Annotated in this window: 12 protein-coding genes and 1 tRNA gene; 7 read left to right on the top strand and 6 right to left on the bottom strand. The window is 31.0% G+C overall.

Annotated elements, in window-relative coordinates:
* Positions 1-27: 27 nt before the first annotated feature.
* The 6 genes from ITB9_RS09295 to ITB9_RS09270 all read right to left on the bottom strand — a co-directional run bounded on the left by ITB9_RS09295 (position 28) and on the right by ITB9_RS09270 (position 3950).
* Positions 28-714: a DUF2064 domain-containing protein gene (locus tag ITB9_RS09295; protein ID WP_054852007.1), complete on the bottom strand. Its 687-nt coding sequence runs from the start codon at positions 712-714 to the stop codon at positions 28-30.
* Between the two features lie 39 nt (positions 715-753).
* A complete protein-coding gene (gene arsS / locus ITB9_RS09290; RefSeq protein WP_054852006.1) occupies positions 754-1809 on the bottom strand; it encodes an arsenosugar biosynthesis radical SAM (seleno)protein ArsS in 1056 nt (351 codons plus the stop codon).
* A gap of 56 nt (positions 1810-1865) precedes the next feature.
* The gene (locus tag ITB9_RS09285; RefSeq protein WP_028283334.1) at positions 1866-2201 is read right to left on the bottom strand and encodes an arsenosugar biosynthesis-associated peroxidase-like protein; all 336 of its coding nucleotides are present in this window, start codon (positions 2199-2201) and stop codon (positions 1866-1868) included.
* Positions 2202-2283: 82 nt separating this feature from the next.
* Positions 2284-3180, bottom strand: coding sequence for a carboxylesterase family protein (locus ITB9_RS09280; protein WP_054852005.1), 897 nt, complete (start codon positions 3178-3180; stop codon positions 2284-2286).
* Positions 3181-3295: 115 nt separating this feature from the next.
* The gene (locus ITB9_RS09275; protein WP_054852004.1) at positions 3296-3769 is read right to left on the bottom strand and encodes a nucleoside deaminase; all 474 of its coding nucleotides are present in this window, start codon (positions 3767-3769) and stop codon (positions 3296-3298) included.
* 105 nt (positions 3770-3874) lie between these two features.
* Positions 3875-3950, bottom strand: a tRNA-Phe gene (locus ITB9_RS09270).
* Positions 3951-4135: 185 nt separating this feature from the next.
* On the opposite strand from ITB9_RS09270, the gene ITB9_RS09265 reads away from it, so the two are divergent.
* The 7 genes from ITB9_RS09265 to ITB9_RS09235 all read left to right on the top strand — a co-directional run bounded on the left by ITB9_RS09265 (position 4136) and on the right by ITB9_RS09235 (position 11890).
* Complete coding sequence (locus tag ITB9_RS09265; RefSeq protein WP_054852003.1) at positions 4136-4867, top strand: type III pantothenate kinase; 732 nt, start codon at positions 4136-4138, stop codon at positions 4865-4867.
* Positions 4864-6171, top strand: coding sequence for a hypothetical protein (locus tag ITB9_RS09260; protein ID WP_054852002.1), 1308 nt, complete (start codon positions 4864-4866; stop codon positions 6169-6171). The genes ITB9_RS09265 and ITB9_RS09260 overlap by 4 nt, the downstream gene beginning before the upstream one ends.
* A gap of 19 nt (positions 6172-6190) precedes the next feature.
* Positions 6191-7522, top strand: coding sequence for a hypothetical protein (locus ITB9_RS09255; protein WP_054852001.1), 1332 nt, complete (start codon positions 6191-6193; stop codon positions 7520-7522).
* Positions 7522-8076, top strand: a complete 555-nt coding sequence (lptC, locus tag ITB9_RS09250; RefSeq protein ID WP_028289114.1) for an LPS export ABC transporter periplasmic protein LptC — start codon at positions 7522-7524, stop codon at positions 8074-8076. Before ITB9_RS09255 ends, lptC begins: the two co-directional genes overlap by 1 nt.
* Positions 8077-8140: 64 nt before the next feature.
* Positions 8141-8326 carry a hypothetical protein gene (locus ITB9_RS09245; protein ID WP_054852000.1) on the top strand — a complete coding sequence of 62 codons (186 nt, stop codon included), beginning with the start codon at positions 8141-8143 and terminating at the stop codon, positions 8324-8326.
* Entirely contained in the window at positions 8327-9616 is a 1290-nt protein-coding gene (locus tag ITB9_RS09240; RefSeq protein ID WP_028606595.1) for a hemolysin family protein, read from the top strand.
* Between the two features lie 132 nt (positions 9617-9748).
* Complete coding sequence (locus tag ITB9_RS09235; RefSeq protein WP_054851999.1) at positions 9749-11890, top strand: SurA N-terminal domain-containing protein; 2142 nt, start codon at positions 9749-9751, stop codon at positions 11888-11890.
* The last annotated feature ends 18 nt before the right edge of the window (positions 11891-11908 follow it).

Here is an 11908-nt window from a genome sequence, read left to right as displayed (position 1 = left end):
TTTCAGTATATAATTGGCTAAAAGCCACTAGTGGTTGATATAAACTAATTTAGGAGACCCTTTGTTAAAAGGTAATTGTTGTGTTAATAATAGGTATTGTAATGCTATGTGTTTAAGTATCGCTTTCGCGAAAAAACATAGCTGTAGTATTATTATTTTTAGTGTTTTTGAAACCGTTTTATAACTATTTAAAATAGCTTTTAAGTCTTTAAACGAATCGATATCGTTTAAGGTTTCAAGTGTACTAAAAGTAATTTTAGTTGAAGATAAATAGTGTAATGTTGTGCTTTTTAAAGCTGAAGTTTGCCAAGGTAAATTTTTAAATTGCTTAGCATTATATAGGTTTTTGGTTAAACCCATTAAATAAAATCCGCCATCTTTTGATGGTCCAAAAACTAACTGATTATTGTTTAGTTTCTGGTAAGCTTCATTTATGTGCTTGGTTTTTAAATGTGGTGTGTCATTTCCTATAGAAATAACATTAGTAAAACCTCTATCAAAAACCGATTGAATAGCATTTGTAAAACGATCACCAAAATTTAAACCTTGTTGCTGTGCTTCAGTAAAATGAAAAAACGGTAATCCTGTTTTTTTAACTTTTTTAATAGTCTCGTTTGTAAGTGTTTCAAACAACAGACTATCTGAAAAAGATTTGCGTTTAGCATCCTCTTTAGCAGAATTAGAAAAAATTAAAATGGCAGTTTTAGTCTTCATTTATGGATTTCCGCGACAGCGAAAAAAGTTAGTTTTATATTAAGCAACAACACCTTGACAGCTACTTCCTGCTCCTGCAGTGCAACCATAACAATGTTGTGAAATTACTATGTTTCTACCTTCAAGTAATTCGGTTTTATAGTCTGATATATGTTTAGATTTACTGTTTACAGGCAATTCTAGCATTTGGTTAAAATCGCAATCAAATAAATAACCATCCCAACTTACAGACAATGTATTAGTACACATGACGTTTGCTACTGCAGAAGGATTATAAGCTTCGACTAAAGAGTACATATAATCTTCGTAGTTTTCTGAAGCTATTAAAAAGTCCAAAAATCTAGCAATTGGTAGGTTTGTAATTGCAAATAAGTTATGAAACTGAATGCTAAAATCTTCCATCAATGCTTTTTTGAAATCTTTTTCCATAGCCATTTGGTCACCAGGTAAAAAGGCTCCTGAAGGATTGTAAACCAAGTCCAATTTTAAATCGCTACCTGGCATACCATAACCAACAGCATTTAATTCCTGTAAGGCTTTAATAGACATGTCAAACACACCTTTACCACGTTGTTTGTCTGTTTTACCACGAGTCCAGTGTGGCATTGAGCTTATAACATGGATGTTGTGCTTTTTGAAAAACTGTGGTAAATCGTAATATTTTTTATTAGCACGAATAATGGTTAAATTAGAACGAACGATAAAGTCTTTAATTCCAATTTTTGAAGCTTCTTCTACAAACCATCTAAAATTTGGGTTCATTTCTGGAGCACCTCCTGTTAAATCTAAAGTATGTGCACCTGTCGTTTTAATAACATCCAAGATTTGTTGCATGGTCTCTTGGGTCATGATTTCCTTTCGGTCTGGACCTGCATCGACGTGACAATGCTCACACACTTGATTACACATGTAACCAACGTTAATTTGTAAAATTTCTAAAGGTTTTGCTTTAAGCGGAAACTGATTAGTTTCTGAAATTTTATTTTTAAAAGTTGGTAATTCGCCATCAGCAAAAATTCCGCCAGATAATATTTCTAGTTGTTTATTGCTTTTAGCTAAATCGCTACCTAGTTTTTTAAGAGATTTTGTTGCCATTAATCGTGTTGTCTTATTTGTAATTCTTACGTAAGTAAACCTATTTTGGTTTTATATTAACCGTCTAATTTGTTTACTTTATTCATCATTTGTACACCATGTACTAGAGTCGCTCCACTTTTTATTGCAGCACCAACGTGTATGGCTTCCATCATTTCTTCTTTGGTAACACCACGTTGTAAACCGTCTTTAGTATAGGCATCAATACAGTACGGACATTGCTCTGTATGTGCTACAGCTAATGCTATTAATGATTTTTCGCGAGCAGTTAAAGCGCCTTCTTCAAATACTTTTCCGTAGTAGTCAAAAAACTTGTTACCAAGTTCTTCATTCCATTCTGTTATTTTTCCAAATTTTCTTAGGTCTGCTGGATCGTAATATGTTTTTGCCATTTTTTTTTTTTTAAAGATAGATATCTAAAATCGTTTTGTCGTTAAGGTTTAAAACTACTAACAAAATTTATATTTTTTTTAATTAATAGTTAGTTGGTTTAGGAAGTGTAAATTTTTTAGTTTGAATAATTTCGTTGTTTAAAACCGTTTTATTTAAAAAATAAAACACGTCATCTAAATCTTCTGGATGTACATTGGCAGCGTCATGATTACCTTCGTTTACTATGTTTAAATAGTAAGATGAATTTAATTGTTCTAATTTTTGGGTAATCGTTTTTGCACCATGAAGTGTTATGTATCCTGGTTTTTTTGGATTACAATTTTGATGAGGAGCAGTTCCGAATGGTACAGCATAGTCTTTTGTACCATGGGTAAGTGCTACAGGAATTGCATTTTCTGAAGTTAAATAATCAATATCTGCAATCGCTCCTGAAAATCCTATAACACCAGCATATTTAATATTTTTATAACTGTCAACATTTGGGATAAAAAAACGTTTCATAAAAGCAACATGTAAAGCTGTTTCTGCTCCAGCACTACTTCCTGCAGCAATCATTTTAGAAGTATCTACTTGAAGCATGTTGCTATTTTGGTAGACGAAATTAGTTGCGTCTAAAAAATCTATGACAGCTTGGTTGAAAGTGAATAATTTGTCTTCTTTGCTACAATTACATCCAAAACCAGTTTTAGTTCCTTTTCTTAATAATCTATAGGATATTGAAACACCAATATAACCATTTTTGTTTGCGGCTTTTACAATGTTAAATTCGTCAATACCATTGCGTCCACCACCAGAAAAGCCTCCACCATGCATCCAAATAATAACAGGTAAACTGTCTGTTGGTTTAACGTTTTCTGGTGTGTAAACATCTAGTTTAAGAGTGTCTAATCCTTTTGTTGCGTATGTGTAGGTTTTCATAGTTTGGGCTATACTTGTAAAACAAGTTAATATAATAATTACTGTATAAATCTGTTTCATTTAAGCTGTTAAGTTATTTAAAAACCAATTTTTTTGTAGGTAAAGGTCAAAAAAAAACAATTAAAAATTAATTTAATTGTTTTTAGATTTCTTAAATAAAATAGTATTCAAAAATTTAGTATTCTGTTTTGTCCTCTTTTTTTGACCATTCTTGAAATGGTTTTAAGGCAATATCTCGTGCTAATTGTTCAAAAGGTATACTTCTTTTTTCGTATGGTAATGGGATTTCTTTGTATATAAATTCATCATCAAAACCAATATTTGCTGCATCTACTTGATTGCTTCCATAGTACACTTTGTCTGGTCTGGCCCAATAAATAGCACCTAAACACATTGGACAAGGTTCGCAAGAGGTGTAAATTTCACAACCCTCTAACTGAAAAGAATCTAAGTTTTTACAGGCATCTCTAATAGCTGTAACTTCTGCATGAGCAGTTGGATCGTTAGTAGAGGTTACTTTATTGTTTCCTCTTCCAATTATTTTTCCGTCTTTTACAATGACACATCCAAAAGGTCCTCCTTCGTTATTATTCATTCCTTTTAAAGCTGCATTAACAGCTTCCATCATGAATTTGTCTTTATTATCCATAGTTTTTAATTTTAAATATTAATGTTTAAACAAGTTGTGTTGCTTGAAATACAATACATTTAGGTATTAAAACCAAAAAACCCGAACATCAGTTCGGGTTTTTAGTGGTGGTGCCTCCAGGAATCGAACCAGGGACACAAGGATTTTCAGTCCTTTGCTCTACCAACTGAGCTAAGGCACCAGTAGCAATAAATTGCGAGTGCAAATATAGTTTCTATTTTAGAAGTACCAAAAGAAAAACGAAAAAAAATGAAATTATTTTTCGTTTTTCTTTAAATCAAAAGGTATTGCTCTGTTTTTCAATATTATAAAATTATTAAGACTTTTATTACAATGGTTTTGTAATTTTACCGTTTTAAATGCAATATGAATTTAATTGTAGACGTAGGGAATACTAGAATAAAACTTGCTGTTTTTGATGAAAATAGATTGTTAGAAATTAGAATTGCTGATAGTTTTACCGTTTTGGAGACGTTAAAACAGCTAAAATTGGACTATCCAAAACTTAACTTTGCTATTGTGTCCTCTGTTGGTCATTTGCAAGATAATGTGTTACAATACTTAAGCCTGCAATTTGAGTTGACTATATTAGATAACAATACAAAAGTTCCTTTTACAAATTTATACGCTACACCTAAAACTTTAGGTATAGATAGGATTGCATTGGTTTGTGCGTCAGTACAACAATTTTCGCAAAAAAATGTTTTAATTATTGATGCAGGAACATGTATTACCTATGATTTTATAAATAATGACAATGAATATTTAGGAGGAGCCATATCTCCTGGTGTCAGAATGCGTTACAAAGCATTACATAATCAAACTGCAAATTTACCTTTGTTAGAAACTGAAATGCCAATTCAAATTATTGGTAATTCTACAATGGGATCCATAAATAGTGGGATTATTTATGGTGTTTTGAGTGAAATTGATGGAATTATTGAACGATATAGCGCATTATATTTAGATTTAACAATTATTTTAACAGGAGGAGATGCTAATTTTTTGTCAAAGCAATTAAAAAGTAGCATATTTGCCAACTCAAATTTCCTGTTAGAGGGTTTGAATTATATATTACAACATAACACAGTCGAATGATTAAAAAACTTGTATTAGTTTTTATTGCATTATTTGCAATTCAAAGTTACGCTCAGAATGGAACATCCTCACCATATTCTTTTTATGGTATAGGTAGTTTAAATTTTAAAGGTTCTGTAGAGAATCGAAGCATGGGAGGATTAGGTGTATACAAGGATAGTATTCATATTAATTTTCAAAATCCAGCCACTTACGCTGGAAACAATTTAGCTTCTTTTAATAACGAGTCTAGACCTGTTAAGTTTGCTGTAGCTGGTAGTGGAACAGCAACAAGTCTTAAAGCAAATACAACTAGCGATAAATCAAAAAGTGCAAATTTTGATTATTTAGGGCTTTCAATTCCTCTTGGTAAATTCGGTTTTGGTTTTGGAATTCAACCATATTCATCAGTTGGATATAAACTTGAGACAAACAATGATTCTGATGATTTGGAAAATAGATACGAAGGTGAAGGAGGTCTTAATAAAGTGTTTTTAAGTTTTGGTTATCAGATCGATTCATCATTAAGTATAGGTTTGCAAGCAGACTACAATTTTGGTAATATTGAGAATAATACTGTAAATATTCGTTACAATGAAGATAATTTACCTCTACAATACCAAACTAAAGAATATAATAAGTCAGAATTAAGTGGTGTTAATTTTAATTTAGGATTACATTACCAAAAAATGATTAGTGATAAATTAGAATTACAAACGTCTCTTACATACACACCAAAAACAGAACTTACTTCTAAAAACTTACGCACCTTTTCAACGATTTATGTTGGTGAGACATCAGATTCTGATATTATCTTTAATCAGCTTGATGGTAATCTTGAAGCTTCTAATTTACAAGAAACAAATTTAACTTTACCATCAAAGTTTAGTATTGGAGCTGGTCTTGGGCAACCAAGGAAGTGGTTTGCTGGTATAGAGTATACTACACAAAACACAAGTGAATTTTATAATCCATTATACGATAATGTTGGTGCAACCTTTGAGGATGCTTCAAAATTATCAATTGGAGGGTTTTTTATTCCGGAATACAATTCGTTTTCAAAATACTGGAAAAGAATGACTTACAGAGCTGGTTTGCGCTTTGAGAATACAGGTCTAAACATTAACAACCAAAGTATTAAAGAGTTTGGCATGTCTTTTGGAGTAGGTGTACCAGTCGGAAACGTTTTTTCTAATGCAAACATAGGTTTAGAGTTTGGTCAAAAAGGAACTTTAAATGCTAATTTAGTAAAAGAAAATTTTGTAAGCTTCCAGATTAGTTTATCACTTAACGATAGATGGTTTATCAAAAAGAAATATAATTAACAGCATAAAATTTAAGACTATGAGAACTAAAATTACTTTATTAATAGCTTTGATGTTTGGGCTTAATTTTGGATTTGCACAAAATACAGAGGAGTGCATGACTAAATTGTCTTTAATGTCAGAAGCATCTAAGGCTAAAAATTACGAGGCAGCTTACCAGCCATTTATGGACTTAAGAAAAGACTGTCCTAAGTATAACAAAGCCATTTATGTATATGGTGAAAAAATATTAAACCATTACATAGACAAGGCTGCAGACGCAGATAAATTAGCTTACGTTAAAGATTTATTATCAATGTATGATGAAAGACTTGTGCATTTTGAAAGCCAAACTAAGGTTGGAGATATGATATCTGATAAAGCGCAATTGATGTATAAGTATAAATCTGAATTAGGTTTATCTAACGAAGAAGTTTATAACACTTTTGATAAAGCGTATACAACAGATTTAAAAACATTCAAAAATCCTAAAGCATTATATACTTATTTTTCACTAATGGTTGATTTATTTGATGCTGGAAAGAAAACAGATCAAGAGTTATTTGACAAGTATGATGATGTAGTAGATAAAATTGAAACTGAAGTAAAAATTAGCTCTGAGGGATTGAATAAACTTATTGCTAAAGAAGAAGCAGGAACAGCTTTAACTAAAAAGGATAAACAATACAAAAAATATTACGAGAGCTCATTAAAAGTTTTTGATCAAATCGTTGGTAGTGTAGATTCTAAATTAGGTGATAGAGCAAACTGTCAAAATTTAATTCCTTTATACCAAAAGGATTATGAAGCTAATAAAAACAATACAGTTTGGTTACAACGTGCAATGAACAAGCTTTACGAAAAAGGATGTAAAACTGATCCTATGTTTGTTAAAATCTTAAATCAAAAGAATACTATCGAGCCTAACGCAGATACAGCTTATTATCTATATATTAATACAGGAGAACAAAGATATTTAGATCAAACAATGCAACTAGAGACAGATCCTATCAAAAAGGCTAAGTTGACTAAGAAAATTGGATTAGATTTTTATAAAAGCGGAAGCTATGGTAAAGCTAGACAATACTTTCAACAAGCATTATCTTTAAACCCATCAGACAAAAAGCCTCATGAGTATATCTCAAGATCTTATGCTGCAAGTGCTAATAGCTGTGGTGATACAAACTTTAACAAACGTGCTGTATTCTGGTTAGCAGCTACTGAAGCTAGAAAAGCAGGTAATACTGCATTAGCAAATAGTTACCAAGCTAAAGCTCCAACTAAATCAGAGATTTTTTCTGCAGGTAATGCAGGACAAACAATCAAGATTGGATGTTGGATAGGAAGAAGTGTAACAGTGCCAAGTTTATAATGCAAAAGCATAACTTACATATTATTAAAAACTCAGTCATAGCATTTGCTATGACTTTGTTTTTTGCATGTAAAAGCAATTTAAAGGACGTTAAAAAAATGAGCATGTCTGCTAATGAGCCTGTAGGTGTATCAGACAGTATTAATGTTAAATACACTGACTCAGGTAGACTTTCTGCAAATTTGGTTAGTCCTAAAATGTTTGATTATAGTAACAGGATGTTTTCTTATTCAGAGTTTCCTGACGGAATTGTATTGTATTTATATGATGATAAAAATGCAAAAACAACAGTTATATCAGATTATGCAATTATATACAATAACACTAATTTAATTGATTTACAAGGTAATGTTATAGCAGCAACTCCTACAATGGATACATTGTATGCAGATCAATTATATTATGATCAAAGTAAAGAATGGTTATTTACTAATAAACCGGCTACTTACAGATCTAAAGGTTACGTCACTAGTGGTAATGGGTTTGATTCTGATAAAAATTTCACAAAAGCCGAAATTTTAGGTGTAACAGGTCAATTTGCTGTGCAAGAATAACTAAGGTTTTAAACTCTAAAGCCTACCATTTTTAGTATATTTACTTAAACTTATTAATTTATAAATGAAAGTTTTCAAATTTTTTCAATACGCTTATTTAGTTTTTGCTGTCTTATTTTTATACGATGCGTTTGCAAGTTGGGGAGAGACTAGAGCTTACATGTCCTTGCTATTAGGTCTTACAGCTGTATTTATGTTCTTTTTTAAACAAAAATTTAATAAAAAGTTCGATAATAAAAATCGTAAATAAATGGTATCATCAGTGATTATCATTGTCGTTTGTTTGTTTCTTTCCGCTTTTTTTTCAGGAATGGAAATAGCTTACGTGTCTTCCAATAAAATTCATATTGAAATAGAAAAAAAACAGGAAGGATTTTTAGCTAAAATTTTATCAAAAATTACAGCTAAGCCTTCTAAATTTATTGCTACAATGCTAATTGGAAATAATATAGCATTAGTAATTTATGGTTTTTTTATGGGTGATTTATTAATGGATTGGTTTCAAAGTTTTTTACCAACCACAAATCCTTTTTTGACCTATGTTTTTACCGATTTTAGTTTGTTAACTCAAACAATACTATCAACATTACTTATTTTATTTACTGCTGAGTTTTTACCCAAAGTATTCTTTCAAATATATTCAAACACCTTATTAAAGGTTTTGGCCTTTCCTGCTTATCTTTTTTATTTGTTATTCAGTTGGGTTTCAGATTTTGTAATCTGGATTAGTGATGTTGTGTTAAAAAAATTCTTTAAAACAGAAGGTGATCAAGTACAGCTAGCTTTTACTAAAGTAGAATTAGGTCATTACATAAGCGAACAAATGGAAAGTATTGAAGAAGATGAAGATATCGATTCTGAAATACAAATTTTTCAAAATGCATTAGAGTTTTCAGAAGTTAAAGCAAGAGAAGTTATGGTACCTCGAACCGAAATTATTGCTTTAGAACTTCAAGATTCAGTGCAAGAATTAAGTGCATTATTTACCGAAACAGGATGTTCTAAAATTGTAATATATAAAGAAACTATAGACGATATTTTAGGTTATGCACATTCTTTTGATTTGTTTAAAAAACCAAAAAATATAGGCTCTATGATTATGCCTGTAGAGCTTGTACCAGAAACGATGCTAATTAAAGATATACTTAACGTGTTAATAAAAAAGCGTAAAAGTATAGCAGTTGTTGTTGATGAATATGGTGGTACGTCTGGTATAATGACGGTTGAGGACATAGTAGAAGAATTATTTGGCGAAATTGAAGATGAACACGATACCATTGATTTAATCGAAGAACAAAAAAGTGATACTAAATTTGTGTTTTCAGCAAGATTAGAAGTAGATTATATCAACGAAACTTATAAGCTTAATTTACCTGAAGGTGAAAACTATGAAACTTTAGGAGGTCTAATAGTTGATCACACAGAGCAAATTCCTTTGCAAAGTGAAATTGTAGAGACTGATAAATTTGAATTTAAAATTTTAGAAGCCTCAAACACTAAAATCGAGCTGGTTGAACTTAATATCAAACCTGAAGACTAAGCTTACTCTTCAAATTTCTTTCATTTTTACTCAAGTCTATCTATTTAAAGTATTTATTGTAAAAAGTACTTTTATTATTGAATTGGAAATGGTATTTTCGCAGACATTATTTCATAAAATTCATAACAAAAAATGGCAATTTTAAATAAAATTAGACAAAAAACAGTTGTATTAATATTAGTTATTGCATTAGCTTTATTCGCTTTTATTTTATCAAGCTTATTTGATAATAAAGATGCATTGTTTTCTAAGTCACCAGATGTTGTAGCAACAATTAACGGTCAAGACATTTCAAGAGAAGAGTTTTCTAATCTTGTTGAGTTTCAACAAAGACAAATGGGACCAAACGCAACTACTAGTCAAGTTATGAATAGCGTTTTTGAAACTAAAGTAAGAGAGATTGTTATGAATGATCAAATCGATAAGTTAGGAATGACTGTCGAGTCTGAGCAAATGAGAGATCTTATTAAAACTAACTACGCTACAGATCCTACTTTTGTGAATGAAGCAGGTATTTTTGATGAGTCTAAAGTAAAGTTATTTATAGATAACTTAAAAAACTCTTCAAATGAGGCTTACCAAAACTGGATTAACACAGAGCAAGCTTTAGCAACAAACGCTTTACAAGCTAACTATTTTAACATGGTTAAAGCTGGTACAACTGCAACTTTAGCAGAAGGTCAATTAGAACATAAATTAGAAGGTGATAAAGTAGATATCAAATATGTACAAGTGCCTTACACATCTATTGCAGATAGTACAATTAAAGTAAGTACTTCAGAGATTAAGTCTTACATTAGTGAAAATCCAAAATTATACCAAGCAGAAGCTAGTAGAAGTTTTCAATATGTGTTTTTTAAAGAAGTTGCATCTTTAGAAGATGAGCAAACAATTCAAACAGAATTAAAAACTTTACTTAATGATTCTGAAGTTTATAACGAAGCGACAAAAGCAACAGATAAAAAAGTTGGATTTTTAAAGGCTACAGATATTGAAGCTTTTGTAAATAGTAATTCAGACGATTTTAAATATGTTGATAAATATCAATATAAAACTAGCTTACCAACTGCAATTGCAGATACTATTTTTAAATTAGAAGCAGGTCAAGTGTATGGTCCTTACAAAGAAGGTAACTATTACAAAATGACTAAAGTTTTAGATTATAAAAAATTAGCAGATTCAATCGAGTCTAGCCATATTATAGTTCCTTTTGTTGGAACAACAAGAGCAGGAGCTGATGTAACAAGAACTAAAGAAGAAGCTAAAGCAATTGTAGATAGTATCTTCCCATTAGTAAAAAATAGTACTTCTAAATTTGCTGAAGTTGCTAACGAAATTAACACAGACGGAACTAAAGGTAAAGACGGAAGCATAGGATGGACTAGATTGTCAACTTATAATCCAGCAGCTTTTGATCCTGATTTTGCTAACTTCTTATTCTTTAATGAAAAAGGAAGTATTGATGTTGTGTTAACTAACTTTGGTTACCATATTATTAGAGTAGATGATAAGAAAAATGTAGATACAGCTGTTAAAATAGCAACTGTTGCTAGAAAAGTAGAGCCATCATCAAAAACTGAAGACAAAATATTTACAGATGCTTCAAACTTTGAATTAGCAATTGCTAACGGTAATTTTGCTGAAGCTGCTAAAGCTGCAAACTATGATGTACGTCCAATGACAGCTAATGAGTTAGACGAAAGTATTCCTGGTTTAGGTAATCAACGTCAAATTGTTCGTTGGTCTTTTGAAGATGCTACAAACATAGGTGACTATAAGCGTTTTGATAATGTGCCAGGTGGAATAGTTATTGCACAATTAACAGCAAAACAAGACAAAGGTGTAATGAGTGTAGAAGATGCTTCTGTTACAGCTTTACCAGCAGTTAGAAAAGAGAAAAAAGCTAAATTAATAATGGACAGAGTTAATGCAACGTCATTAGATGCGTTTGCTGCTGCAGAAAACCAAACGGTTAAATCTGCCTCTGCTATTAATATGAAAAACCCAACAATTGCTGGAGCAGGAAAAGAGCCATTAGTAGTTGGAACAGCTTTTGGTTTAAAAGAAGGTGCTACGTCTAAAATAGTTAAAGGAAACACTGGAATATTTATGGTTCAGGTAACTAAAAAGACGCCTGCTACTAAAATTGATAACTACTTACCATTTGCTAAGCAAGTAAGTACTCAAAAGTTAAGTTCGGTACAAAGTAGATTGTACAATGCGCTAAAAGAATCTTCAGAAATTGAAGACTTTAGAGCAAAAACAGTACAGTAAACGATATAAGTTTATAAC

This window comes from Olleya sp. ITB9 (genome assembly GCF_001315805.1).
Lineage (GTDB): Bacteria > Bacteroidota > Bacteroidia > Flavobacteriales > Flavobacteriaceae > Olleya > Olleya sediminilitoris.
The sequence above is the reverse complement of the archived record's forward strand: the minus strand, read 5'-3'. Positions and strand labels throughout refer to the sequence as shown.